Source organism: Brevibacillus sp. NPDC003359 (genome assembly GCF_042878995.1).
Classification (GTDB): domain Bacteria; phylum Bacillota; class Bacilli; order Brevibacillales; family Brevibacillaceae; genus Brevibacillus.
In genome coordinates, this window is record NZ_JBIAOR010000010.1 from 55080 (window position 1) to 81317 (window position 26238).

General features: G+C 47.4%; 28 protein-coding genes and 1 pseudogene. 15 read left to right on the top strand and 14 right to left on the bottom strand.

What is annotated here, in order from left to right; all coding sequences use genetic code 11:
* Positions 1-29 precede the first annotated feature (29 nt).
* The 5 genes from ACFYU8_RS21210 to ACFYU8_RS21230 all read left to right on the top strand — a co-directional run bounded on the left by ACFYU8_RS21210 (position 30) and on the right by ACFYU8_RS21230 (position 3181).
* Positions 30-479, top strand: coding sequence for an NUDIX domain-containing protein (locus ACFYU8_RS21210; protein ID WP_390303608.1), 450 nt, complete (start codon positions 30-32; stop codon positions 477-479).
* A 95-nt stretch (positions 480-574) separates the two neighbouring features.
* Positions 575-1372 carry an NAD kinase gene (locus tag ACFYU8_RS21215; protein WP_390303605.1) on the top strand — a complete coding sequence of 266 codons (798 nt, stop codon included), beginning with the start codon at positions 575-577 and terminating at the stop codon, positions 1370-1372.
* A 26-nt stretch (positions 1373-1398) separates the two neighbouring features.
* Positions 1399-2136, top strand: coding sequence for an MOSC domain-containing protein (locus ACFYU8_RS21220; RefSeq protein WP_390303602.1), 738 nt, complete (start codon positions 1399-1401; stop codon positions 2134-2136).
* A complete protein-coding gene (locus ACFYU8_RS21225) occupies positions 2133-2621 on the top strand; it encodes a YbaK/EbsC family protein (RefSeq protein WP_390303599.1) in 489 nt (162 codons plus the stop codon). Before ACFYU8_RS21220 ends, ACFYU8_RS21225 begins: the two co-directional genes overlap by 4 nt.
* Positions 2618-3181, top strand: coding sequence for a hypothetical protein (locus ACFYU8_RS21230; RefSeq protein ID WP_390303596.1), 564 nt, complete (start codon positions 2618-2620; stop codon positions 3179-3181). Before ACFYU8_RS21225 ends, ACFYU8_RS21230 begins: the two co-directional genes overlap by 4 nt.
* Before the next feature lie 69 nt (positions 3182-3250).
* Here the strand turns inward: ACFYU8_RS21230 and ACFYU8_RS21235 are convergent, their stop codons facing one another.
* The 5 genes from ACFYU8_RS21235 to ACFYU8_RS21255 all read right to left on the bottom strand — a co-directional run bounded on the left by ACFYU8_RS21235 (position 3251) and on the right by ACFYU8_RS21255 (position 8390).
* Positions 3251-4504 carry an MDR family MFS transporter gene (locus tag ACFYU8_RS21235; protein ID WP_390303593.1) on the bottom strand — a complete coding sequence of 418 codons (1254 nt, stop codon included), beginning with the start codon at positions 4502-4504 and terminating at the stop codon, positions 3251-3253.
* A gap of 224 nt (positions 4505-4728) precedes the next feature.
* Positions 4729-5220: a GNAT family N-acetyltransferase gene (locus tag ACFYU8_RS21240; RefSeq protein WP_390303591.1), complete on the bottom strand. Its 492-nt coding sequence runs from the start codon at positions 5218-5220 to the stop codon at positions 4729-4731.
* Positions 5221-5270: 50 nt separating this feature from the next.
* Entirely contained in the window at positions 5271-5981 is a 711-nt protein-coding gene (locus ACFYU8_RS21245) for a 3'-5' exonuclease (protein WP_390303588.1), read from the bottom strand.
* Positions 5982-5992: 11 nt separating this feature from the next.
* Complete coding sequence (locus ACFYU8_RS21250; protein WP_390303774.1) at positions 5993-7006, bottom strand: DUF294 nucleotidyltransferase-like domain-containing protein; 1014 nt, start codon at positions 7004-7006, stop codon at positions 5993-5995.
* A 49-nt stretch (positions 7007-7055) separates the two neighbouring features.
* Positions 7056-8390 (bottom strand): ammonium transporter, encoded by a 1335-nt coding sequence (locus ACFYU8_RS21255; RefSeq protein WP_390303585.1) that lies wholly within the window; start codon positions 8388-8390, stop codon positions 7056-7058.
* A 221-nt stretch (positions 8391-8611) separates the two neighbouring features.
* On the opposite strand from ACFYU8_RS21255, the gene ACFYU8_RS21260 reads away from it, so the two are divergent.
* Together ACFYU8_RS21260 and ACFYU8_RS21265 are read left to right on the top strand one after the other, a co-directional pair.
* Positions 8612-9439, top strand: a complete 828-nt coding sequence (locus ACFYU8_RS21260) for a MerR family transcriptional regulator (RefSeq protein ID WP_390303583.1) — start codon at positions 8612-8614, stop codon at positions 9437-9439.
* A gap of 76 nt (positions 9440-9515) precedes the next feature.
* Positions 9516-10655, top strand: coding sequence for an agmatine deiminase family protein (locus ACFYU8_RS21265; protein WP_390303580.1), 1140 nt, complete (start codon positions 9516-9518; stop codon positions 10653-10655).
* A gap of 71 nt (positions 10656-10726) precedes the next feature.
* On the opposite strand, the gene ACFYU8_RS21270 is transcribed toward ACFYU8_RS21265, so the two are convergent.
* From ACFYU8_RS21270 to ACFYU8_RS21285, 4 genes are all read right to left on the bottom strand, one after another.
* Positions 10727-11974 carry an MFS transporter gene (locus ACFYU8_RS21270; protein WP_390303577.1) on the bottom strand — a complete coding sequence of 416 codons (1248 nt, stop codon included), beginning with the start codon at positions 11972-11974 and terminating at the stop codon, positions 10727-10729.
* An 80-nt stretch (positions 11975-12054) separates the two neighbouring features.
* A complete protein-coding gene (locus ACFYU8_RS21275) occupies positions 12055-13239 on the bottom strand; it encodes an MFS transporter (protein WP_390303574.1) in 1185 nt (394 codons plus the stop codon).
* A 76-nt stretch (positions 13240-13315) separates the two neighbouring features.
* On the bottom strand, positions 13316-13606 hold the full coding sequence (locus ACFYU8_RS21280) for an ArsR/SmtB family transcription factor (RefSeq protein ID WP_390303571.1): 291 nt from the start codon (positions 13604-13606) through the stop codon (positions 13316-13318).
* A gap of 49 nt (positions 13607-13655) precedes the next feature.
* Positions 13656-13814 carry a hypothetical protein gene (locus tag ACFYU8_RS21285; RefSeq protein WP_390303568.1) on the bottom strand — a complete coding sequence of 53 codons (159 nt, stop codon included), beginning with the start codon at positions 13812-13814 and terminating at the stop codon, positions 13656-13658.
* Positions 13815-13913: 99 nt separating this feature from the next.
* On the opposite strand from ACFYU8_RS21285, the gene ACFYU8_RS21290 reads away from it, so the two are divergent.
* Both ACFYU8_RS21290 and ACFYU8_RS21295 read left to right on the top strand, forming a co-directional pair.
* The gene (locus ACFYU8_RS21290; protein WP_390303565.1) at positions 13914-14273 is read left to right on the top strand and encodes a toprim domain-containing protein; all 360 of its coding nucleotides are present in this window, start codon (positions 13914-13916) and stop codon (positions 14271-14273) included.
* Between the two features lie 64 nt (positions 14274-14337).
* Positions 14338-14544: a hypothetical protein gene (locus tag ACFYU8_RS21295; protein WP_390303562.1), complete on the top strand. Its 207-nt coding sequence runs from the start codon at positions 14338-14340 to the stop codon at positions 14542-14544.
* A gap of 33 nt (positions 14545-14577) precedes the next feature.
* Here the strand turns inward: ACFYU8_RS21295 and ACFYU8_RS21300 are convergent, their stop codons facing one another.
* A complete protein-coding gene (locus tag ACFYU8_RS21300; RefSeq protein WP_390303559.1) occupies positions 14578-15357 on the bottom strand; it encodes an undecaprenyl-diphosphate phosphatase in 780 nt (259 codons plus the stop codon).
* A 190-nt stretch (positions 15358-15547) separates the two neighbouring features.
* Between ACFYU8_RS21300 and ACFYU8_RS21305 the strand changes: the two genes are divergently transcribed.
* The 4 genes and pseudogenes from ACFYU8_RS21305 to ACFYU8_RS21320 all read left to right on the top strand — a co-directional run bounded on the left by ACFYU8_RS21305 (position 15548) and on the right by ACFYU8_RS21320 (position 19264).
* Complete coding sequence (locus ACFYU8_RS21305; protein WP_390303556.1) at positions 15548-16468, top strand: CvfB family protein; 921 nt, start codon at positions 15548-15550, stop codon at positions 16466-16468.
* 173 nt (positions 16469-16641) lie between these two features.
* Positions 16642-17925, top strand: a complete 1284-nt coding sequence (locus ACFYU8_RS21310) for an ATP-binding protein (RefSeq protein WP_390303553.1) — start codon at positions 16642-16644, stop codon at positions 17923-17925.
* A gap of 14 nt (positions 17926-17939) precedes the next feature.
* Positions 17940-18086, top strand: a pseudogene (locus tag ACFYU8_RS21315) (DNA-binding domain-containing protein); the annotation flags it as partial.
* A 122-nt stretch (positions 18087-18208) separates the two neighbouring features.
* Positions 18209-19264, top strand: coding sequence for a tetraprenyl-beta-curcumene synthase family protein (locus tag ACFYU8_RS21320; protein ID WP_390303550.1), 1056 nt, complete (start codon positions 18209-18211; stop codon positions 19262-19264).
* Positions 19265-19275: 11 nt separating this feature from the next.
* On the opposite strand, the gene ACFYU8_RS21325 is transcribed toward ACFYU8_RS21320, so the two are convergent.
* Positions 19276-19449 (bottom strand): YlaF family protein, encoded by a 174-nt coding sequence (locus ACFYU8_RS21325; protein ID WP_007722723.1) that lies wholly within the window; start codon positions 19447-19449, stop codon positions 19276-19278.
* 119 nt (positions 19450-19568) lie between these two features.
* On the opposite strand from ACFYU8_RS21325, the gene ACFYU8_RS21330 reads away from it, so the two are divergent.
* On the top strand, positions 19569-20189 hold the full coding sequence (locus tag ACFYU8_RS21330; protein WP_390303543.1) for a PilZ domain-containing protein: 621 nt from the start codon (positions 19569-19571) through the stop codon (positions 20187-20189).
* Positions 20190-20859: 670 nt separating this feature from the next.
* Here the strand turns inward: ACFYU8_RS21330 and ACFYU8_RS21335 are convergent.
* From ACFYU8_RS21335 to ACFYU8_RS21345, 3 genes are read right to left on the bottom strand one after another with little or no spacing between them, the layout of a single operon-like run.
* Positions 20860-22116: an MFS transporter gene (locus tag ACFYU8_RS21335; protein WP_390303540.1), complete on the bottom strand. Its 1257-nt coding sequence runs from the start codon at positions 22114-22116 to the stop codon at positions 20860-20862.
* Positions 22117-22173: 57 nt separating this feature from the next.
* The gene (locus tag ACFYU8_RS21340) at positions 22174-23316 is read right to left on the bottom strand and encodes a winged helix-turn-helix domain-containing protein (protein WP_390303537.1); all 1143 of its coding nucleotides are present in this window, start codon (positions 23314-23316) and stop codon (positions 22174-22176) included.
* Positions 23307-25037, bottom strand: coding sequence for a sigma-54 interaction domain-containing protein (locus tag ACFYU8_RS21345; RefSeq protein WP_390303534.1), 1731 nt, complete (start codon positions 25035-25037; stop codon positions 23307-23309). Before ACFYU8_RS21345 ends, ACFYU8_RS21340 begins: the two co-directional genes overlap by 10 nt.
* 210 nt (positions 25038-25247) lie before the next feature.
* On the opposite strand from ACFYU8_RS21345, the gene ACFYU8_RS21350 reads away from it, so the two are divergent.
* A complete protein-coding gene (locus tag ACFYU8_RS21350; RefSeq protein WP_390303531.1) occupies positions 25248-26168 on the top strand; it encodes a proline dehydrogenase family protein in 921 nt (306 codons plus the stop codon).
* The last annotated feature ends 70 nt before the right edge of the window (positions 26169-26238 follow it).

A 26238-nucleotide genomic window follows, 5' to 3' on the forward strand; every position in this document is an offset into this window, starting at 1 on the left:
GTAGCAGATGGAAAAAGCGAGGTGGAAATATGGCCTGGTACCATGCAGTGGCGAAATGGTATTGGAAAATCCGCAAGCCCCTTACCTTGGGTGTCCGTGTCATTGTAACGGATGAAGAAAAGGGAGTCTTGTTGATTCGGCATACGTATGTCCATGGCTGGTATTTGCCGGGAGGAGGGGTAGAGCGAGGAGAGTCGTTTGGGGATGCTGCTCGCAGGGAGTTGTGGGAGGAGTGCGGAATACGAGCGGACGGACTTACCCTCTGCCATCTTTTTTACAGTGAGCGGGAAGGGAAACGAGACCACATTGCCTTGTATCATGTCGAACTCACACTTGGCCAAGAATTGAATAAGGATGACAAAGAAGTAGCGGAATTGCGCTTTTTCGCTTGGGATGAGCTTCCTCGGGAAATATCACCAGCTACAGAGAGGCGGTTATCTCAATTTCGCAAGCAGTCTTTTCAGAGTGACCGCTGGTGACGCGTTATGCAAGTAGATTTTTCCTATGGTATAGTGAAGACAAACAACAGAGCGTACATGACCGCTTGTAAGGATAAAAGTGAGGGCAGACCAGCATGAAGATTGCGACTGTACTGCGAAATGACGATTATACACGACAAGTTGAGCAAGCATTAAAAGAAAAGCTGCATGCAGCCAATAGCCCGTTTACCTTTGTGAAGGGACCAAGTGAGCAACCGGATATGGTGTTGTCCATCGGGGGAGACGGGACACTTTTGGAGGCCGTACATCAATACGGGATCGAGCCGTCCTATGTGGGGATTCATACGGGACATCTCGGCTTCTATGCGGACTGGCGTCCCGAGGAGCTGGACGAATTCGTTGAGCGTCTGATGAACGATGAACCACTGATCGCGGAATACCCGACGGTCCAATGCAGGATCAGGACAAGAGATGGAAAGCAGTACGAAAAGTGGGCGCTGAATGAAATGGTTTTGCGCAACGCGAATCTGTCTACGTTGGTGACATGCGTCTATATAAACGGCGATGAGCTGGAGACGTTTCGCGGCGACGGTTTGATCGTTTCATCACCATCAGGAAGTACAGCTTACAACAAGGCTGTGGATGGAGCGATCGTTCATCCGTCCATTGAGGCGATTCAGTTGTCCGAGATTGCTTCGATCAATAACCAGGCGTATCGAACCATCAACAGCTCGCTCGTATTGCCGAAGCATCATGAAGTAGAGCTGATCGTTATGAATCCCGAGATTATGATCGGCTTGGACCGCGAGCAGGCAGTATGGAGAGATGTCTGTTCCATTCGTTGCCGAGTGGGACCAGACAAAGTGAAATTCGCTCGCTACAAACGACTGACGTTTTGGGGGCGGGTTCGCAATTCGTTTATATCCGGATAGAGAAAGTGCTTAGGGAGGGGAACCAAATGAAAAAAGTAGGAACGCTTCAAACCATTTTCCGTCATCCTGTCAAAGGAATGCGGGGGGAAGAGCTATCATCAAGTACGGTCGATGAATTTGGCTTGTATGGAGACCGTGCCTATTATTTTTGGGATAATGCTCGTCAAGGTAAGTATCTCAGTGCGGATGTTGTTCCCGCTCTCATCGGGTATCATGCCAGCATGAGCGAAGGGACAGGAAAAGAAGAGTACCCGCCGATTCGGATAGAAGCCCGAGATGGCAGTGTACATACATGGGATGATGCTTTATTTGCTCATGTCGCGGAGACGGCGAAGCGCTCCATTACGCCTATGATTAGTAGTCCGCAAGAAGGCGGTGTGAACTGGGAAGACCACATTTTGCTGGTTACGGATGCCTCTCTTAGAGAGATCGCGCGGCAGATTGACGCAGAACAGGTAGATCCACGACGCTTTCGGGGGAATTTGGTCGTTGTCCTGGAGGATGATGAGCCGTTCGCGGAAGACAAATGGCTGGGCAAACAGATCAAAATCAATGATGTGACCTTGCAAGTCAACAAGCACTGCGAACGATGTGTGTATGTCAATATCGATCCGGATACGCTGGCGATGACTCCCGCCGTATTGAAGGCATGCGTCAAGCGTCACAATAATCACTTCGGCGTTTATGCTTCGGTTGTCAAGACAGGCAGTGTGTCGCAAGGCGATGACGTTTTTTTAGTTGAGATGGGAAGTGACGGGGAATGATAGCTAGCCCTTTGGAAAAGGTTCGCAGCTATGTACAACGCTATAATTCGAGCATCGAGCCGATTTTGTTTGAACAGCCGTTGCCTACGTCCGAAGTGGCAGCACAGGCACTAGGTGTCGAGATCGGCCAAATCGCAAAGTCGATCTTGTTTCGGGTAGATGAGCAGTTTGCCTTGTTCGTGGCAGCAGGAGATGTGCGTGTCCATCCCAAGCAAGTGAAGGCAGCGTTTGGACAAGGAAAGCCAAAGATGGCTACGCCGGAAGAAGTAGAAAAAATGACAGGCTTCCGTGTTGGAGCAGTTTGTCCGTTTGCTTTGCAGGAGGAAGTGCCTGTCTATGTGGATCGGTCCTTGAAGCGCTTTTCTGTGGTTTATACGGCGGCTGGTATCGCAGAATCACTTTTGCCAGTCTCTTATGAAGCCTTGTTGGAGATGACAGGGGCGAAGGAAATTGATGCCGCTTCGGCAGAAGGGAATGTATTATGAAAAAGTTTGTAGTCTCCATTGCAGCAGTAGCCATCGTCACAGTCGCTGGGTTTGCCATGCTCGGTATGTCTAACCAAACGATTGCAATTGAAAACAGCATCTCTCATTCTGCTTCTTCGTTTAAAGAGATGACAACAGACACGTACTTGAGTAATTACAACAAAATCAAAGAAGAGTTAGCTGTGAAAGGAATTCTTGCCCTGCCTTTTCAGCTTGAGTTGGACAAGCAAACGAATTACTACCGCTTTTATTATCCCAAACAAGGAAGCGCGGCAAACGAAAAATCCATATGGGTAAGCGTCATGCTGAGCGGTGATCAAAAAACAATAAACGGTATCATGTATGAGGGAATTCCTGACCTTCATACCGTGAAGGCGATGATCCAAGCTACTGGACTTACCTGGACTCCGGAGCTGGATAAATTCATTGCGGATACCAACATTGCAAAAACGCCAAAAGAAATGGTTGTTTCCGGTGTGAAAATAAAGATCGAAGGAACGTCAGCAAAAATAAAAGTAATGGTTGATCCCGTGAAATTAGAAGCTCCGAAAAAATTATGATGGTTGAAATGAAAAAGTGGTTGGCAGGAGGTTATCGCTGCTCAACCACTTTTCTTATTCTGTTGTAGTTTAGCTGTAATGAGCTGACTCTCGATTCTGAACGATTTGGAATAGCTTCACGTAAAGAATCGCACTCAACAGAGAGCATAACAAGATGAACGCGAAAACGCCAATGGGCATGATCCACTCCGATAGAATGACGGTCACGGGAGCGAGGAAGCGGCCGAGCGAGTACTGCAGGTTAGCGGCACCCATGTACTGTCCTCGTGCATTCTCAGGTGCGTATTTGCTGACGAAGCTCTGCTCGACCGGAGTTCGCATCACTTCCCCTAGTGTAAAAATGACCACGCATCCGAACAACAGCCATGCATTCGTCGTGAATCCCACCAAAAACATGCCCACACCAAACAGCAAGGAGGACAAGAGGAAGACATTCCGGTCGCTCCAGTTTTCAAACCATTTGGTAACAGGCAGGGCGCACAGAACAAACAGAAGGCCGCTTATTCCCAGCATCCATCCGAAAATCTCTGTACTGCCAAGTGATAACGACCATTCATTCCACGAAAGCAGTGGTTGTGCTGGGACGAATTCTTTTACATAGACGGCCAAAAATAAATCGAGCTGCACCATTGCAATCGTAATCAACATGCCTGCGAGAATATAGATGGCAAAGGCTTTGTCGCGTAGAATGACGGTGTAGCTCTGCCATTGTTCCTTCATCACGGAAGGGAAGTGGATGGAGTCGACAGAGCTTTTTACAGACGGTGGCAGTGTTTCTCTCACATTGATCCAGATCGCGATGGTATACAAAAAAGTGACAAGCGCACAAGTCCACAGCAACTCACTTCGGTATTGAAAGAAAAAGATGGCCCCCAAGGCGGGTCCTAAAACGGCGCCAATGTTCATGGCTGTAGCAAAGGTAGCGAAGATTCTGCGTCTGTCTTTTTCTGAGGTGAGATCAGCAACCATCGCGGAACTCGCCGGACTATATATCGACTTGCCAAGCCCGATTCCGATAAACGCTAGATAATCGATCCAAGAAGTGAGGGAGAAGGCAAACAGGACAAACATGCCTGTCTGCAAAAACGCTCCTGACAGCATAACGTATCGACGACCAAATCGATCAGCCAAGAAGCCGCCAAAAAGATTGCCAACCATACTCATAATCGGTGGCACTGTCATGAGTAACCCGGCAATATTTTTGCCAAAGGTATCACTAAAGTGGAGAGTAAGAAAGGGGAAGTACATCCAAAACAATAGGTTGAAAAGCGTCTCGCCGACCAATCTGGTCTTCAGGTTCAGATCCCATGACAGCCATTGCACAGCAGGTTTACCTCCTGTTTTTGATTCCCTGGCCAGGTACACCTGCTTTAGTGCAAATTTTCAAAAAGATATAGACTTATAATCATCCGTCAGTTACACTAATATCATAAGGGCTAAGGGATTAGACCCTGGCTTAAGATGTGCCACTTTTAGGTATTTGTTTCCTACACAACAAATAAGCCGACACTTCCTTGGGAAAAGGGGTGTCGGCTTTTCGCATGCTGTTACTTGACCATCCATTGATAAAAATGAACGTCGTGCCACTCTCCGAATTTAAATCCTACCTCTTGAAACTTCCCTGCCAATGTAAAATCGAACTTCTCGTGCAGCTTCACGCTGGCGTCATTGCCACCTACGATTCCGCTCACGATCGTGTGGTATTCGAGTTGTCTGGCACGATCCAGAATCGCACTCATCAAGGTAGTGCCAACACCTTTCCCGCTTTGATCCGGAGCAATATAAATAGACAGCTCGGTCGATTTTTGATAGGCGGGTTTCTCACGGAAAACGGACAGGCTGCAATATCCGATCACTTTCCCTTCGGATTCGGCGACGATGATCGGATGTTGGTCACCGTGCTTGTGAAACCACACTTCACGCTGGGCCAAGGTCTGTGGCTCCAAGTCAAATGTCGCAACCAGATTTTCCACCGCGTAGTTGTAAATAGCGAGCATAGCGGGGAGGTCCCCCTGAACTGCGTCTCTGATCTGTAGCATGATCTTCTCTCCTCATGTTGGTAGAACTTATCGAACGATTCGAACTAATTCTAGCGTACGGCCTCGTAAACCTGCCGCAGGCTTGTAAATCCTTGGGATTCTGCTTTCACCAAATACTTCGCCCAGAGCGTACCAGCAGCGACAGCGTCACAGTAAGCGTGATGCCTGCGTGAGATAGGGATGTCGTGTGCCGCACAGAGAGCATCTAGCGAGCCGTTGCCAACCGGATTGCTCAACAATCGGATGAGCAGCATCGTATCGAGCATGCGGTGAGTAAACGGGCGCCGACTTGTTTTCCAAAGTCCAGCGCGTAAAAATTCACGTTCATGGCGAGAGTGATGGGCAACGAGCGGACGATCTCCAACGAATTGAAAAAAGCGAGAGAAAGCCTCTAACAGCTCGGGAGCATCTGCAACCATGTCATCGGTAATCCCGGTGAGCGAAAGGATGTGGGGAGGAATTGCCCGACCGGGGTTGACCAACGTATAAAAAGAATCGCCGAGGAGGAGGTGTTCTCCTCTCATGGCGACTGCGCCCATCGATATAATCGCGTCTCCGTGATCGGGATAAAAACCGGTCGTTTCCAGATCAACGACGACAACCTCCAGATCGTGCAGAGGAATATCGGCACTGGAATCGACCTGTTTATTTGCTTTGGAGATGGAGCGCAAATAGGCGATGTGTTGTTTGTCATCTGCTATACCTGGCGCGGCGGCCCGGCTCATATGCCAAATACGACCGAATAAATCCCATTTTGCCACGCAATCTCCTCCTATCCCCCAAAAACGGACGGGAGCTTTTCTGTCATTTTTTGCAGGCGGATCGCCAGCTTCATTGACTGCCGTACCATCACTTGGGTGTCAGGAGAAAGCTCCCCTAGTTTGATATAGCTATTGCTCGTGTATTGTCCATCTTCCCAGTGGAGGGGAGCGATCAGGCGCTGACCTTGAATTTGCCGGAAGTATGCAGCTACCTCGTCACAAAAGCTCTTGCTCCAGATTCCTTTTTCACCGAGCAGATCCAGGCGTTCCAAGGTAGAGCTGGCAAAGATGCCATGCGCCAAAGCGAAATGCCGTACGCAATTCACCAGCGGCAAATAAATACCGTACTTCACATTGATGGCTCCACGGAAGCGTCCATGGACCTCAGGTAAAACTCTACCGAATATTCCAAGTGGTACCCGATAATGCAACGTATTGCTCACCAGTCGATTCAGCAAGAAGACATTCCCTGCGAGCAATTGGCGAAAGCGGTCATGGACAGGAGTAAAAATGGCCGCTTCGCCCCATAAGACACGCACATCACTTGCGAGCAGTAAATAACGGGCGTTCTCCCAGATGGGGTGAGAGACCCATCTGTCTATTTGGTCTAGCCATTGTTCGATGCTGCCTCGCCATTTTGGGGAGAGACAAGTGACATTCCCTTGGCAGGGAGGATAGCCAGCTACCTCCAAACCTGCAACGATCGTCGCCCCCAGCAATTGAAAGTAGCCATGTATCTTTTCGGTTTCCTGCTCGCCCAGATGATCGGGCAGTTGATAGACGAGTCCGTTATCCTGATCGCTGATGAGTGCTTGCTCTGACCTGCCACCACTGCCGAATTGCAGAAAGGCAAAGGGGACGGGAGGGGTGCCCAAGCCCCTCTTGGCAAGGTCGTTCACAGCGAGGAGCACCCCTTGTCGGATGAGATTGTCGTGAATCAGATTGACGACGATGGAAAAGGGAGCCAATTCCCCTGCACGATTCAATGAACGCAACGGAGAAGGGTCCAACAATTCTCGTCGCAATAAGGCCAGTTCACTAAAGGAGTCAACATTCCGTATTTTTTCCACTTGTTCAGGTGAGAGAGTGAGAGGTGCTGCTTTGGGTAGATGCAGCCGATCGTACGCGTTCAGGCTGGAGTAGTTCGGGATAGCCGTATCCCCCGTGTTCGCTAAGGTCAAGACCAACCACCTCTTCCTCTTCAGTGACTCGCAGGCCAATGGTTACTTTTAACACATACAAAATGATGAAGGCTACGAAGAAAACATAGAGTGCGGAGCCAGCCAATCCCAATGCCTGAACCCCTAACTGATGTAGGCCACCGCCATAAAACAGCCCAGGACCACCAACGCCGACCTTTTCGGCAAGCTCCGGGGTAGCGAATAAACCCGTGGACAACGTTCCCCAAATGCCAGCCACCCCATGCACGGAAAAAGCGAAGACAGGATCATCAATCCCCATGCGATCAAACCAAATGGATGTGTAGAATGTGAGAATACCTGACGCTGAACCAATCACAACAGCTGCCCATGGATCAACGAAGGCGCATGATGCTGTAATCGCGACGAGAGCGGCGAGGACACCGTTGAGCATGCTTGGGATATCTGCTTTTCCCATCACGATCAAGGAAATGGCGAGAGCGGCGACAGCGCCTGCTGCGGTAGCGAGATTGGTAGTGACGGCGATATATCCGAAAAATCCGGATGTGCTGCCTAGCGTAGAGCCGGCGTTAAAGCCGAACCAGCCGATCCAAAGAAACAGGACCCCTAAGACCGAGTAGACTTGGTTGTGACCAGGAATCAGATTGGAGCTGCCGTCGCGATTATATTTTCCGATGCGAGGCTTCAAGAGGATGGTGGCGACGAGTGCGACGATGGCACCTTGAAGATGGACAACCGTGGAACCAGCGAAATCTTGCATCCCGAGCTGTGCCAACCAACCGCCGCCCCATACCCAGTGACCGACGACAGGATAGATGAGGACAGTAAACAGTACGCTGAAAATAAAATAAATGGATAGCTTGGCACGTTCAGCAAAACCGCCCCAGGCGATCGCGAGTGAAACGGCTGCAAAAGCGAGCTGAAAGAGGAAGAGAATCGAGATAGGAACAGTTGCAGCGGAAAAAGCGGAGAAAGCGTCTTTTTGCATACCGTCAAAAAAGAATCCGGAAAGTCCGATGAAAGAGTTGCCGTCTCCAAATGTCAGACCAAAGCCAAACGCCCAAAAGGCAATCGAGCAGATACCAAAGGTAAGAACTGTTTTGCCTGCGACGTGACCAGCGTTTTTCATGCGAGTAGAACCAGCTTCAAGCAGGGCGAATCCAACTTGCATGAGAATGACCAGAATGGCTGATACCATGAGCCATGTGGCGTCAATGGCAGACGAGAGACTTGCGACAGTAGGTTCCATCCATCCACCTCTTTTCTGTGTCAGATAACCTGACACTATTTTTATTTATGTCAGATTATATGACATGAAAATTTCGGTTGCAATTGTTTTTTGCAAATAATGAGAAAATATTGATTGCATGCATCACTAGCGCTTCGATACGGAATGATACAATAGCTCTGATGAAGCGGATATACAAACGAGTCATTTAACTACAAATTATCCTCACACAAAGGAGACATATGTACACAATCAGCAGATTTTCTCAGCTTTGCAAAATGAGTCCGCGCATGTTGCGACACTATGACAAGGAAGAACTTTTGAAACCCGTACATGTCGATGAAACGAATGGATATAGATACTATGAAAAGAGTCAATTAGAGACTGCATTACTCATCAATAAGCTGAAAGAGTATAGATTTTCTTTGCCAGAGATTAAGGCGATCCTTCAGACATCAGACAGGAATTTATATATCGAATTCATCCACTCGAAAATAAATGAATTATCCAATGAAATGAATCGTAATAGACAGATCATTGCAGAAATGCAGGAGATGGTTGAAAAAAAGGAAGATATCATTCGAGGAAAGAGAAGTTCGTACGATATATTGCTCGGAATGAGAAACGAAGGAAGTGTCATCAGTCAAAGCTTGCAAATTCCTATTGCGGACATGGACAAGTACATTGATTCTATATACGCGAAGGCGGAAGAAAATCATCTTCAGTTACTTGGTGCTCCGTCTGTCTTGTTTTTAGATGAAGAATTCAACCCTGACAACAGTCATATTGAGTTGATGATCCCGATCATTCATGAGAACGATGGAGATACATCAAGCGAATGGCAAATCAAACAGCTCCCCGAGCAGTTTGTTGCTACTACTTTGCATTTCGGAAGTTATGACGACATCGGATACGGACATATGGCACTTGAAGAGTGGACAGATAGCAACAGTTACCATCTGGATGGTCCGCCTTACGAAACCTACTTGAAAGGCTCAGAATGTGACTGCCCTGCCCGTGAGTATGTGACACAGATCTGTTTTCCTATCATGAAAAAAGCCAGACAATAGCTGCTTGACCTTGACACTATGTCAAAGCTTACTCTACTTCTGCGGGAAAGCTACCAGAACATGAGGGGATTATGAAATGAAGAAAATAATGGTACTGTGCTCAGGGGTTGTCTTAACAGCTGGGATCTTAATGGGGTGTATGCCAAGTAAGGCCGAGGAGAGTCAAAGTATGAAAAAACAGTACGTAGGCAAGTACACAATGCCGGATGAAAAAAGCAAGCATGAAGGTACGTGGTTAGTATGGCCGCATAACTTTACGTATGGGAAAGGTTATCAAGAAGAAATTGAGTCCATTTGGATCGAGATGACAACTGCCTTAAGTGATGGGGAAAATGTCCATATTGTCGCCTATGATGAACACGAGAAGAACTATATTTATGATCTTCTCTATGATGAAGGTATTAATATGGACAAAATCGACTTCTACATTGCTCCTACGGACGATGTATGGTCAAGAGACACTGCACCGATCTTTGTATACGACAAGGATAAGAACTTGAAAATGATGGACTGGGGATTTAACGGATGGGGCAAGAAAACGCCGTATAAAAAAGATGCATTACTTTCAAGCAAGCTAAGCAAGCAATCAGGAATGGAACGAATTGATTTGAATGAGCTTGTACTTGAAGGTGGAGCGTTTGAACTGGACGGGAATGGTACATTTTTATCGACACGCAGTGCTGTTACAAATAAAAATAGAAATCCCAAATTTTCAGAAGCAGATGTTGAGAAGTATATGAAAGAATATCTTGGGGCGACAAATTTTATTTGGTTAGATGGTGTGCCAGGCCTGGAAATTACAGATTTTCATATTGACGGTTTTGCCAAATTTTATGATCAGTCAACGATTATTACGATGAAGGAAGAGGATATAGAGGAATGGGGTGTCCCGAATAAGGATATCCAAACATTGCTGAATGCGAAGAATGCCTTGGGCAAGCCGTATAAGTACGTGAATTTACCGATCAGTAAGCACAATGTCATTTTAGAGAATGGAAAGGACTTGGGATACAAAGGCTCCTATGTGAATTTCTATATTGGGAATACCGTTGTCCTAGTGCCGAATTATCATGATCCGAATGACAAAATCGCAAACGAGATCATCCAAAAGCTTTACCCTGACCGTGAAGTGATTGGCATTGATGTAAGAGAGCTTTATAAACATGGTGGGATGATACATTGTGTGACCCAACAACAGCCAGTTGAAATGCCCTAAAACAAAAAGCCGGTGATTCCTTGAAGGAGGAAAAACCGGCTTTTTGGTATCAAAAAGTTTCTTCGCATTACTCAAACAGAAGAGGATTGGTGATGTTTTGTTGCTTTTCGTTTTTCAATGAGGAAGCCTGCGAAGCTCATGACAGCGAGGAATACCCCACTGACAAGGAAGATCTGTTCGACTGGCCAATTGCCCATCCAGATGGCACCGAGTGTGCTGGACAGCAAACAGAAGAATGTGAACATAAGCATGTTGATCGCGAAAATTTTGCCTGTGCTGCTGTTTGATGCTTTGATTTGAATGGCAGTCACGGTTGGGATACCAATGAGAGGGCCTCCAATTCCTGCGACGGCTGCTCCGAGGAAAGCAATCCAGTGAGCGGTGCCTCCTGTCGTAAGCAACAGGAATCCGGCTGACTGAAACACCCATCCAATCAAAATCACAAACAAATAGCGGGTGTAAAACGAGCGAGCCATGTACAGGCTTCCCAGCAAGTTTCCGATCCCATAAAAGCCCAATAAGACAGCTAATGTACTGCCGTTTCCTTGCTGCATGCGTTCTGCCATAAACGGAAAGCCCACTGTGTAAGTGACCTGCCAGACGAGAAAGCCCATGTTACTAAAGAGAAGAATCAAGAACAGAGCACGATTCTGTTTCAGCTCCTGTAAACCCGAGGTGATATCACGGGCGTACTGGCTGGGTGTCATTTTCGTAGTAGATACCCCTTGTTGATCGGTCAAGGAAATACGAATGGCATAAAGGAACAAGACGGATATCAAATAGCTGCCTGCATTCACAAAAAACAAAGTAGAGAGCGGCAGGATCGAAGCGACGAGTCCGATTGACATTGGCGCAATAATCCGAATGGTTCGGAAAGTCGTGTCCAAGATGGCGTTTGCTCGGCCTAGCTGCTCTTGGGGAACCACTGATTTGAGTGCCACGGTTCGCGCTGGCTGAAACAGACTGGAGAACAACCCCAACAAAAATTGTGCTGCCAGAAAAAACGAAAACTCCTCGATGCCCATGAATACCAGGATGCCAACCGTGATCGCGACAAGAATTCGCGCGACATCTGCTCCTACCATGAGCGTGCGCGGATTGTACCGGTCAGCCATGACCCCGCCGACGAGGTAAAACATGAGACCTGCCACCATTTCCGGGATTGCGAGCAAGCTCAGCACCGTACCCGATTTGGTTGCCTGTAGCAAATACCAGAGTAAAGCGAAGCTGTAGCAATGATCACCGATGCTTGCCGTCATTTGCGCAAGCCAGAGCTTGAGAAACGATCTGTTTTTCCATAGTGATGAAGATGAATCCACGTTGACCCTCTCCGTCCTGCTGACTGCGATAAAATGAATTCGATCATAGCGTAGCAAGGCGAAGAGGGAAAGTAAAGGACTCAAGCTTGTGAGGTTACATGTAATTTACCAGTCCTCAAAACAAAGAGAAGATAGGCGATAAGAAAAGTGAAGGTGGCGAAGGTGCTGACCCCCGCGAATCCAAAAATAGAATACAAACTGCCTGCGAAAGAAGAAGCAATGAAAGTTCCTATGTACATGCAAGCGTTGGCCAAGCTCGATATGGTACCGCGCGAGGTGTCGGACAATGATTGCAAGTAACCCATCAGGACAGGCACGAGTACACCGCCGAAGCAGTACATGAAGAAGAGGACAACCTGCAAAAAGCCGACTCCCGGTATGTAAGGCAAAACAAGATAGAGCAGGGCGCTGCCCAGAAATCCAACGGTCAAAATCGTATTTCTCTTCCAACGCTCGAGTAACCAACCGCTGAGTAAGCTGCCAACGGTGTTGCCTAGCCCGATAACTAAAGTGATCAAGCCAATTTCGGTAACGGATTGCTGATAGTGATCGGAAAGCCATACGCCATAAAATGAAAAGACTGCATAGACACCCGTCATGAAAACGAAATAGCCGATAAAGCTGCGTGAAGCTTGAGGCAGTCGCAACAGATCCTTGTAACGTGCAAAAATAGCCACCCGGGCGTTGTTTGTTCCAAGTCCGGCTATGGAGGTACGAGGCAATAAATCCGGAAGTTTTCGGATGATGAGTACAAAAGCTCCGAGAGAAGCAATTCCTACAGCCAAAAAAGGAAACGACCAATGATAAGCTGACAGAAAACTGCCTATAGGTACACCGATCACTTGGGAAACCGAAAGACCTGCCATGACAATCCCCATCGCTTTTCCGATACGAGCAGGGGGAAACAAAACAGGAATGGCAGCCCACACTTGAGGACCGATAAAGGCAGAGCAGGTCCCGGCAAGAAAGCGAAAGAAGAGCATCGCGGTGAAACCAGGTGCAAAGGCGCATGCAAGTGTGGAAAGTGCAAATCCGAGCATACCGACTGCCATCACATGTTTCCTGTTTCGATTATCAGATAGCGGACCCGCGACTAAAGCAGCCAAAGCAAATCCGAGAGCATAAGTTCCGATGAGCCAAGCTGCCTGGTTAGTGGATACGTGATATAACTCTCGCATTGTTGGCAGCAGTGGGCTAATGATAAATGTATTGGTACCGATCAAAAACATGGTGAAGAAAAAGATCATCAAAAATAGGCGCTCCATAAAAAATCTCTCCTCTTTGTTTTATGATTCTATAGTTAAATAACTTTTGAACTAATGAGCAAAAAAAGGATACCAATCACAAGGTATCTAAAAAGCCAGGCAATATTTGATCGAAGGTTTCTTTATATATGCTCATGTACCGTGCTTGCCCATCCTTTCTGACTTTGATCAGTCCTGCCTCTCGAAGTGTCTTGAAATGATAGGAGGCATTGGACTTGGAAGTATCGCAGGTAAAGCCCACTGCTGTACAATTCAGCTCGTTGCCGGAATGATACAAGGTCTTTAATATGGCTAGCCTTGTCTCATCTGCCAACGCTTTGAAAATCTTGATTCGCTTTTCGGTTAGTTCAAGTTGTTCAATATTCATAAAACTATCTTACTAAGGAAACTCTATCCAGGCAACCATTTCTTTCCTTTCATTTTTCATCTTTCGTGTTTTCGTTGTTTTGTTGATGCTGATAGGAAGATCCTTGGTTGTCTTCGGTATGCGTATCATCCGCAACCGTACTGCTGGTTAGCCCTGTTACGGCTAATCCTTTTTGATTCAGGTTTTTGGCACTTTTGAATTTGGACATGTGACTACCCCCTGTTTGATAATGGATGCTTTCTTAAGATGTCTTGTTTCGAAGGAGGTATACTAAATAAAAATGGTGAGTCAGGGAGGATGGGAGCGGATGGCAGGGTGTGTCATGATCGTGGAGGGGAAAACAGACAAAGAACGATTGCTTCGTGTGCTGGTTGAGCCTGTCACTATACTTTGTACATACGGTTCCTATAGCTTGGAAAAAGGGGAGCAACTGCTTGCCCAAACAGAGGCAGCAGATGCAGATGAGGTTTACATCTTTACTGATGAAGATTTTAGCGGGAAAAAATTGCGGACGCATTTAAGTGATGACTTTCCTGATGCGATCCATTTACATACGCCGAAAATGTACAGAGAGGTTGCTGACACGCCTCTTTCGGTACTGGTAGAAATTTTGGAGCGAGCAGGCTTTGCGGTTACTGTGCCTCATCCTGATCTTGGAGAGCGCTAAGGGGATAAAACACCGTTTCATCGGCTATAACAGTAGTAAATGGAATGGTGGAGGTGCGAGGCAATTGCGTAGTTTGATGACGTTTTTTTATCGAATGAACATTATGGTGTGGCTGGTAGGTATCTTTATTGCTCATGCCGCGCTCTACCTTGTGCTGGGGACGGCGACTTGGCTAGCTACCTCGCTTTTGGCAACAGCGTTTTACGGCATTATTTTGTTGGTAGGCAAATTAATTGCCAGCCGTTATCCAGACAAAGAAGAAAGTAGATGAAAGCCGGCGAGCAAGCAGCCGGCTTTTTTCGCATTACCAGCCCAAGAACTGCATGAGTAAAATTAACCCACCCAATACCCAGACGTAGATAGCGAAGCCCTTCATCGATCCTGTGCTGATGATTGTAAGCATCCAGCGAATGGCTACATAGCCAGCTAGTCCGGCAAACATGGTGCCCACGAGCATCGGGATCAATAATGCTGTTTCAAGCGGTGTTTCTATGAGCTTGGCTGTTTGCAAGACACAAGCACCCAGAATCGCGGGTAAGGAGATTAAAAACGAAAAGCGCGCAGCGTCAGCACGGTCGATTCCGCGAAGAAGAGCACCGGCAATCGTCAGCCCTGAGCGAGAAATGGCAGGCAAGATCGCAGCACCTTGCAGTGTTCCGATGATGAGGGCGTCCGTGTAGTTGATTTCTTCGAATGTCCGATTTCCGCGGCGCATGGACTCCACCGCCCAGAGGATCGCGCCTGTCGCAAGGAATTCCCATCCGATTGTAATGCCTGTCTGTGAGATTTCTTCAAAATAATCTTCAAAGGCGAGTCCGATCACTGCGGTAGGGATCGTACCTACGACCAATAGCTTTGTCAGCTTACTCATCGGATTCATGATGATATAACGAACCTGTGGCCAAAAAACGATCACGACAGCAATCAGCGTACCGAAATGAAGCATCGTGTCAAATAAAAGTCCGACTTCCTGCATGCCAAATACTTTGCGAAACAGGACGAGATGACCCGTGCTTGATATCGGTAAAAATTCAGTCAAGCCTTGTACAATGCCGAGAAAAATATGTTCAAGCAGCAACAGCATAGGCAAGAGTCACTCCAGTCTTGAAAAAGTAGGGCCAAGCCAGTCTTACTGTCATATGTATGTCCGTGAAAGGAAGACTTGCCTATTTCGTTGCGCATCGTTATTTTGTTAGAAAAAAGTTGTGGTATTTTCTTGCGGGGGATGGGTATAGTTAGTGTGCACAATGGTAGAGAGCGAGGAAAAAATAAATATGTACAAAAGACAGATGCGTGAAAAGCGTGAGCCCCAAATCATTCAGAACGGCAATTTGGCGGCAGGGATGACGCTTACCATGACGGTAGCGAGAAAAACGGAAATCGGCTATTTTTTGAGCGATGGCAAAGATGAAGTGTTTCTACATGCCAATGAAGCGCACGAGAGTTTACATAGCGATGATGAGGTCGAAGTGTTTTTGTACCATGATCACGAGAACCGACTGGCTGCGACCATGGACATGCCTCATGTCGGCATGGGTGAATACGGCTGGCTGGAAGTCGTGGACATTTCTCCGCGCATGGGCGTATTCCTGGACAACGGTATTAACAAGGATTTGCTCTTGTTCGTCGATGATCTGCCCAAGCATACCGATGAATGGCCGCGTCCCAAGGATCAAATGCTGGTAGCGCTGAAGCAAGACAAGCTCGGCAGACTCTTGGCAAAGCCGGTAACGGAAAACGAAATCGTCAAGATCGCAGCACTCGCAGATCAGAGTATGAAAAACAAGGCTGTCGAAGGTACCGTCTACAAAGTAATTCAAGCAGGTGCATTCCTGTTGACGGAGGACGAGCATATCCTTTTCATTCATCGTGATGAAATGGTGGGGCGTCTGCGCCTCGGACAAACAGTGCACTGCCGCATTAGCTTTGTGCGTGAGGATGGTCGTCTGAACGGTTCCATGAAAGAGCGCAAGGAAGTGCAGTATGGCGAAGATGCGGACAAGCTGATGCGTTATTTGATCAACCGTGACGGGGCGATGCCTTATACAGATTCCACAGAGGCGGATGTCATTCGTGAAAAATTTCAAATGAGCAAGTCCAGCTTCAAGCGGGCACTCGGCAAACTGATGAAGGAACGCCGCGTGGAGCAAGTAGACGGCTGGACCAAAATTATTCAAACCGAACAAGAAGAATAAAACGAAGAAAACCCTCCTAGGCAAGAGAGCTTCCTGGCAACAGGAAACGAATGCTTGGGAGGGTTTTTGTTCGTTTTCTTCGGCATTGTAGGGGGAGGTCTATAAAAAACTACAAAAATCTATAGAAAAATATAGTAAACTAAGAAATAAACAGGAAGTGCGGGCAACATTTTATGAGAGAGACCCTTTCGATCCTGCTGCTTATGCTCATTGCTGTCCCGATTGCCGGGGAGCTCAAATTTCACCCGTTTCAAGATGATTTTCGCATCAGCTTTGGTACCACGGCTTTTTTCTTTTTTTTATTGTGGCTGCGTCCTTCCTTCCTGGCAGGGATAGTAACCGGATTAATTGTTGTTCTATTTCGAATAATCTTAGATTTATTGTATGGTGATGTTTTTTCGTTTCTGTCTTCTCTTCAGTTGCACTTCCCCGCATTTTGCTATTACGCTACCTTTGCTTGTCTATTCTCGCTCTTTCGCGTTAATACACTACATCATCGACCGCTTTGGGTGGGATTGTTGGGGACAGTCGCAGAAATAGCAGCCAATTTGGTAGAGCTGTCCTTTCGTGCTATGTCCTGGGAGGGAGTCTTTCAGTTGGAGGTCGTAGGGCCGATTGCCGTCATTGCATTGATACGCAGTTTTTTTGTCCTTAGTTTTTTCAATATGATTCAGCTGCGTCAGGCGAAATGGATGGAAGAGCAACAGCGCAATCGAAACGAGCGGATGTTGATGCTCATTTCCAATTTGTACGAGGAATCTGTTCATCTGAAAAAGACATTGCATCAGGTTGAGGAAATCACGCGCAACTGCTATGAGCTGTATCGCGGGATGAACGAGGTGGAACACAAGGATGAGACGAGCAAACGATATGCGAAGCGGCTGCTATCCCTTGCCGGACAAGTGCATGAAGTGAAAAAGGACAATCAACGCATATATGCAGGCCTATCCAAGCTGATTTCTGATGAGAACGAACGCGACTATATGCCACTGGGCGAATTGATAGCGATCATTGTTCAGGGGCAACGAAAGTACGCGAGACTGTTGGAAAAGGACATTCAGTTTGAAACGAATGTGGAGGTGCCGTATCTCGCTTGCCACATTTACACGACACTCTCACTCATCAACAATCTGGTCGGCAACAGTGTCGAAGCAATCCGTGACCGGGGGATGGTATCGATTGTGGCTTCGATTGACGAGAGTCAGGAGTGGATTCATTTTGTTGTAATCGATGATGGGCCAGGCATTGTGGTGAAGGACAAGGAGTTCTTGTTCATGCCTGGATTCACTACCAAATACGACGACTCAGGCAGGCCTTCTACGGGGATTGGGCTATCATACGTTAAGGAAGTGACAGACAGTCTCCAAGGAATGATTGATTTATCCGAGGACTCATGCGGACAAACGACACAATTTTGCATTCGCCTGCCAATCGCAACTCTGATTCAGAAAGGGTGACCTCATGCATTACTTTCGATTTTACCGAGGTGCGCAAACGCATGCTGGAGTTGGAGAATCAGATGGAAATGACGATCTCTTCTACTCGTATCAATACCAACAAGTTTATTTTTGTGCTCTATATGGAGTCAAAAAGGCGAATTGGTGTATTTCAGGGCTGACTTTTGGAGTGGGCATACAAATGTGATAAGATATTTCTATTGGTCAAGAGCGAGGGCTTCGATGTAAGCTGGTAAAAGCTTGGGAATGCCTCCGTTTTACATTTGTTTTGGGAGGGAAGTAAGTGAGCGAACTACGTAATCCATGGCAGCTACTATACCGAGTCTATCGTCATGTGCAACCTGTTCTGGAGCGAGAGTTTGCGGCCTGGTACAAAAGAGCACAGGCGATTCCCAATCCCGAGCTGAGAAAACAGGCACAAGACAGCATGGATTCCAAAAAGTTTCACTGCCAAGGGGGATGTGTTTATGCAGCACAGGTCATCCCGCATGTAGAGACAATTGTCCCGCTGATTGTCGCCTACCAAACGATCAGTGACTACTTGGATAATCTGTGTGATCGCAGCACGTCACTAGACCCGCAAGACTTCCGTCAGCTTCACGTGTCGATGCAGGATGCCCTGACACCAGGCGCGCCTTTGCGAGACTATTATTTGTACCGCGAGGATAAGGATGACGGCGGCTTTTTGGCTGGGCTGGTTCAGACCTGTCAACAGCATGTCGCGCAATTGTCAGCCTATGAAAAAATCCAGGCCAAGGTACTCGAGTTTTCTTGTTTGTATAGCGATTTGCAGGTATACAAGCACATTGCTCCCCATTTGCGCGAGGATCACTTGTTGACGTGGTGGGATCAGTATAAGGAACGCTATCACGATTTGCACTGGCAAGAATTTGCCGCTGTCACAGGTTCGACCATCGGGATATTCGCTCTTTTTTGCTTAGCGACTGATCCAGATGTAGGGGAAGAGCAAATTCAAACGGTAAGTGAAGCTTACTTTCCGTGGCTGTGCGGATTACATATTTTATTAGACTATTTAATTGACCTGGAAGAAGATAAAATGGGTGGAGATTTAAACTTCGTGAGCTATTACGATTCGGAACAGATAGCGACTGAACGCTTGAAACTTTTCATAGAACAAGCAAAGGCAAGCGTTAAACGCTTGCCAAATCCTGCATTTCACCGTATGATCGTGGACGGGCTAGTCGCGTTTTATCTCGCGGATCGCAAGGTAAATCGGAGCCAGCCACACATTTATACTATCGCTAGACAACTGCTGAAGCAGGCTAAAGGCTTGCCTTCTGTCCTGTTTTATGTGAACAGTTTACTTGTACGGCGATAACGGAGAAGAGGTTAGCGCATATGCTTGCGCTTGTACGAAAAGCCAAATCCCATCAACGAGAAGGCAACAACGATACAGCCAAGGATACCGAGAGGGCTTTTTTCCCCAATGGCAATGCCAACTCCGATGAGACAGGCGGTTACCAAAAATGCCAAAGCCAGTGTTACCAATTGATAACGATTCATCGGTCTGTAACCTCCTATCTGTCAATGTTCCCATTATACCTTATTTTCCGCGAAAAGCATCCAGGTAAAGATTTCGGAAATCCCGGTAATATAATTGTGCGAAGTGGTGGAGAACGCAGATGGAAAGCATAATACAAATTAGAAAAGGAAATCGAGTGATAGAAGGTCATGTTACCTATGAAGAAGGGGACTTGATCGAAGCCGTATTTCCCAGCCCATTGGATGTCACTGTAGGGGACCAAATCCCTTGTCTATTGACGGCTGATTATGAAACGATTAATACGTTTGAGGCCGTAGTCGTGGCTAAGGACAAAAATCGCTTGTTTTTGTTCCACTCTCCAACAGCTACTGAGTTTCGGGAACAGCGCAGACGCTATCCCCGTTTCGACATGGAGGTTAAGGGTTGGATCCAGTATCCGACGCAGGAGCCAGACTCATTTTTTTCCGTTTATAGTCAAATGGTGTACTTGGTAAATTTGAGCCTGGGAGGCTTGGCATTCCGCTCAGACAAACAGATTCCTGCGGATCAGCAAATTGTCTTTTCCTTTGAATTGTATGGTCGCAATCGCCCGGATGGGGTAGTGAAAACTGACCTGGATATCATTCATGAACGAATAGAGGGCCCGAACTGTTTTTACGGCTGCACGATCAAAGGAATCAATGCACGTCATTTTCACAATTTGCGAAAGTACATTTTGCATCGACAAATCGAGGAACGAAGACAAGTGAATATCGAGTAGGTCTTTTCGTGAATTGGTTCAATGGGGACCAATTTTTTTTTGCCTTTTTTGGGTAGTGGCTGCAGGGGAGGAAGAAGCGGATTTCCAGTCTACGCTTCAACCTACGCCCTGCTGGGAGGCGGGGGCTGTCCGCTACGGAATGAATGTCGGGAGCGCTTCAAACGTTGAAGTTTCAAGGGAGTATTTCATAAGGAAGCTGAAAACCCCCGACATTCATTCCTTCGCTGGGGTGGGCTCCAGAGGCGCTTGGACTGGAAATCCGCTTCTTCCTACGCGGCTTCAGTCAACATTTGAAAAGGCATCAAAGAGGAAAAAAAGATAAAGAAGAACGAAAAGACTTCTCTGATTAACTACACAAACGTTCTAAAAAAGTTGGACGTCCACCTCAGCTGTGGAAGTACGGTGATATGTTTGGAAGGAGACCGCCCGAACGAAGAGAGGATATAGGCGACTGGAAAACATGTCACCGGGCTTCGGCCCCAGCACAACTGCTGGAGGGTATCCAGACTGATTTTTTACACAGCAAAAAGAGGGGATGAAACCCCCCCTCCTGCAAAGCGGTGATACGACATGGGCTCCTTCTGGCATGACGTTTGTATCCAAAGGGCCGTGGAAAGGTTGACCAACAACCGCGATGGACGTGGAAATCCGAGAGAAGGCGATGATAATATTATCCGACTCGTTCCGATCCAGCCGTAGCGATATCAACAGCCACGTCTTTTGTGCGATTCCCCCAAATCCATCGCTGTAAGAGGATAGCACCTCCGCCAATCGCAGCGATTAACAATCCGACCCATAAAAAAGCGGTGTTTGGACCCCAGATGGTCATGATGACGCCACCGAGCAACGGAGCAATAATGAAAGTGGCGCTCGTCAATGAATCGATAATTCCCCTCACTCGGCCAAGTGCTTGCGAGGGGCTTTCTTTTTGTACCAGATAATTGGCCCCGATTGAAGTCAGACCTGTTCCTACTCCAGCCAATAAAGCGGGAATCAGCAGCCAATACATCCCATCACCCGGCTGGAAAAATCCAATCCACGAGAAACAAATCCCGATGAGTAAAACGCCGCCGCCCAGCACCCACCCATAGGAACGAATTTCTTTTAAGCGATGAAGCAAGGTGACAGTGACAAGTGCGCCTAAACCAATGACACTGACCGTGAACCCGAGCATTTCTGGATTGTCGGGTAGCTTCTCGCGGAAGATCACGGGAAACTGTGTATCCGCCAACTGAATCGCCAACGAAGTAACGGTTGCAAAGATCGTACTGAACAACAGGACACGGTTTTGCAAAAAGATGCGCCAGCCCTCTTGCCATGCTTGACGGTAAGGAAGAGGCTGCTCTTCTGTAGATGGACGGGACAACGTATCCTCCACTTTGCGAATCGTAAACAAAAATCCAGTAGAGAGAAGGAAGGTCGAAGCATTAATCATCAGACAAATTGCGGGGGCAAAAATGGCCGCTACCAACCCTCCGGCAAGTGGACCGATCAATTTCCCCATTTGGTATACAGCTCCATTCAAGGCAGAGGCTTGTAACAATTGATTCTCAGGTACGATTTGACGCGTCAAGGTCTGTTGCGCTGGATCATTGAAGACCGAGGCACCTGAACGCAGGGCAATGACCACCAGGAACCAGAACGGATTAGGCATGGCAAGCAGAAGTAGAGTGAGAGTAGCCTGAATGATATTCATGGTCATGATCATACGTACCTTGTTCACGCGGTCTGAGAGCACCCCGGCAAACTGTCCGAGCAAAATGCTTGGAGCTGCATAGGCAACGGGCAGGAGGGCCATCGTCATCGGATCAACCTTCCACACAAACCCCAACAGGATGGATATCGCAATAAAATCAAACCAATCGCCAAGCGTAGACAGTCCGTAAGAGACGAACAGCGTGCGAAACGTTCTATTTTCTTTTAACAAAAAAATCCCTCCATCGATCTGTTATCTCGATGATAAAAGGGATTTGTCAGAGGAATATCAGATTGGGGAAGAGATGATGGCAAGAATCTTTTTATGCAAGTAGTCGAACTTGTACTCTTCGGATAAATCCATCCACATTTTCTGGTATTTGCGCTCCCATTCTGCATCGTAGCCGAAGTCTTTCAAGAACAACAAGATCATTTGTACGCCATAAATGAGATGGGGGATGAACTTGGTGCTTCGTAAGACTTCCAGACCTTCATCGATCAAGCGGCGCGCCTTGGCAAGCTCCTGTCGATGGTACAGACAAAGACCGCGCGCAATGGTAAAGCTGCCGAGTTCACGCTGCATAGGGAGTTCTTGCAAGAGTTCCTCAGAGCGTTGAATGACTTTCTCAGCTTCGTCACCCTTACCCATGAGCAAATACAAGAGGGCTTCTTCCGCTTGAAAAAAGAGTTGAAAGCCGGGTGAATTGACTCGCTCAACAACCTCTTTGGCAGGGAGTAGCTGTTTTTTGGCTCGCTCCCATTCTTTTGCTTGGGCGTAGACACTTATTGCTGTGATCTGTAGCTCATCCTGATAATTTTCAGGCATACTATGCGCGTTTTTCAGAGCCCATTGTAATATTTCTAATGTTTTTTGCGAGTCAATTTCTGTCATATGGTACAAATGGAACAAATAAAACAGCTTGTCGGAAATGGGGGGAGTTTTATCCTCGACAAACCAGTTGAAGTCACCGAAAACAAACCGCAAAAAGGTAGCGTAAAATGGGTCCATCTGAATGCCCAGTACCTTCTGATGAGTATAAAGGGTCTGCAAAGCGGCCCCCATTCCCATGCCGTGGTAGGTGGTTAGCATCTTCTGGATGTTCTCAGAGAAATCGCTGTTCAATACCGTTGGGCTAAGCGACGGCTGCTCTTTTAGGGTAAGTCGATAGCCGACTCCTCGGACCGTATCAATCGTGAGCAGATGAGACCACTTTTGCAATTTTTTCCGCAAGCGGTAAATGTGATCGTCGATCGTACGGTCAGTCGGTGCTTCCAGCGGCCAAACGCGATCCAGCAAATCACTTCGTGAAAAGGCCCGGTTTTTCCATGTGTACAGATATTGAAACAAGGCGTATTCCTTTGGCAAAAGGACAATCGTTTCCCCGGCATAATGGATTTGATACGTATCATCCGACCATGTTATCAATCCCATTTGAAAGACTCCTCGTTTATATTGAACTTTTTCATTTTATTGTAAAGAGTGCCGCGTGATACTCCGAGCAGCTCGGCTGCTGCTTTTTTGTTGCCGTACGTGCGCTCCAACGCTGCCAGAATACGCTCTTTTTCGTTCACAGGTTGAGAAGGGGGCGCTATCGACGGACGTATGATTGACGTCGGAGTCGGGGTCGGCTGCGCATAGGTTCCTCCAATCGGTGTGAGTACAGAAACGTGTATGGGTTCTGCGTGACTGCGAATGACAGATGGTAGATGCTCAGGCAAAATAACGCCGTTCTCTTGCAGGATCGACAGACGTTCGATGACGTTGCGAAGCTGTCGGATGTTTCCAGGCCAATGGTACTCGAACAACGCTTGCATGACCTCGGGCGAGATGCGTGGTACGGAGTGGTCATGGGCAACCGAATACTCATGAATGAAAATTTGCACAAGCTCTGGCAAATCTTCGCGTCGTTCGCGCAGCGGCGGGATTTCCAGAGAAAAGACGTTCAGCCGATAATACAAGTCCTCGCGAAAACGACCGTCTGCTACCATTTGCTCAAGCTGTCTGTTTGTCGCCGCTACGATCCGCGTGTTGACGGTGATCGGCTCTGTTCCGCCTACGCGGTAAAATTGCCGTTCCTGTAAGGCGCGAAGCAGCTTGACCTGCAATTCTAGTGGCAGCTCGCCAATTTCATCGAGGAAAAGTGTTCCGCCATGCGCCAGCTCCAGCTTGCCAGGCTTGCCTTTTTTCTCGGCTCCGGTAAAAGCACCGCCTTGATAGCCAAACAGCTCACTTTCGAACAGAGCAGCAGGAATGGCACCGCAGTTGATCGCAATAAACGGCTTCTCATGTCGGCGGCTTGCCTGATGAATCGCTTTGGCAAACAACTCTTTCCCGACGCCGCTTTCTCCATAAATCAGCACAGTCGCATCCGTCTGCGCTACTTTTTTCGCGGAACCAATAGCAGATTGTATCGAGGCAGAATGCCCCTTGATCGCGTAAAAAGGATCGTCCGCTGCCTGAAACCGACTCATCTCTTGCTGCAAATTGTGGAGATGGGCAGTCGTATGTGCTAATTCTTCATTGAGACGAACCAGCTCGGTAATATCCTGTTCAATGGAAATCGCACCGATAATCTCACCCTCGCGGCGAATCGGTGCTGCATTAATGAGTACATGACTATCTGGACGAGGAATGTGATAGACACGTTGAACAGATGTTCCTTGACGCAGCGCATCGAGCAGGCGGATCGATTCACTGGCGAAGTGTTCATCGAGCGAAGTTCCGACGACTTGGGCTTGATCGATTTCATAAATAGTTTCTGCTGCCCGATTCCAGTGTTGGACGACATTGCGGGAGTCCACGATGGTGACGGCCTCACTCATCGTATCCATCAAGGTACTGAGCAGGGCAGACTGGTTTTGGGTCAACACGACAAAGGCAGTCATGAGCTGGTATGGTTCGACCATTCCCGTCGGAGTGCCTTCTTCATCCACGATGACGAGTGTCGGCAGATCGGAAACGCTTGGGCCAGCGAGAATGTGGCTGATGGATTGTTCTAGTGTGGTAATAGGAGAGACGATGATTACTCTGCCCTTTCGTTCTTTATCAACCCATTCACCTACGGTTTCACCTGCGCGTATTTTGAAAGTATCAAGTGGAAGCGGAATCGCAAAGGAAGAGAGTGTACTGTCCAGCCAAAATAACGGTTTCAAATCGTCACCTCTTATCCAAACTAACAGGAAACGGGATCGTCCCTGTTGTACATCGACTATATCTAATCAGAAGTGTACAAGAATAGACACGCAATGTACATATGTGTTGAAAATGTGTGTTAGACATCACGATAGCGCTTACGAGAATCAGTTGGCACGATTCATGCTAGTAGAAGTGGGAAGAGTACGTTGAGGAGGAGACAGTCAACGATGGAACAAGCTATGAAGGATTTCTTTCTATTTTTATCCAAAAACAAAACCTTAAATTCTGCCGCAAAAAAGTGGGGTCTGCGCTTCGGGGCGAGCCGCTTTGTATCCGGTCAAACCATTGCGGAGGCTATCAGCGCCGTACGCAAACTAAACCAGCAAGGCCTCGTGTGCACGCTGGACCATCTGGGCGAATTCGTGTTCAGCGTAGAGGAAGCAAACGAGTCGGCTGACTATTGCATTAAAACGCTGGACGCGATTCACCAATCTGGTGTCGATTGCAATCTTTCGTTGAAAATGACTTCGCTCGGTCTGGACATCAGCCGTGAGCTGTGCATGGAAAACATGAGACGCATTTTGGATTCGGCTAAGAAAAATGGAAACATTTTCGTTCGTATCGATATGGAGGACTATGCACACAATCAAGTGACCATGGAGATTCTGAACGAATTACTGCAAGAGTACGACAACGTAGGAACCGTTATTCAGGCATATCTCTACAAAGCAACGGACGATATCGACAGCCTGAAGGACAAAAAAGTGAACTTCCGTCTCGTAAAAGGAGCGTATAAAGAGTCTCCTGAAGTCGCTTACCCGAACAAGCCAGATGTAGATGAGAACTACAAAAAAATCATCAAGCAGCACCTGTTGAATGGCGGGTACGCTGCTGTGGCAACCCATGATGACAACATCATTGATTTTGTGAAAAAGCTGGAAAAGGAACACAACATCCCGCGCACACAGTTTGAATTCCAAATGTTATATGGTATTCGCACGCAGTCCCAAATTGATTTGGCTCGTGAAGGCTATAAAATGCGTGTTTATGTACCGTATGGAAACGACTGGTACGGATATTTCATGCGCCGTTTGGCAGAAAGTCCGGCAAATGTAAAATTTGTTCTCAAAGGGATGTTTACGAAATAAGTTTTGCAAAGTATACTTGACACCTTCGGGGGATTCTCCGGAGGTGTTTTTATTTTATCTGGAAAGGTGA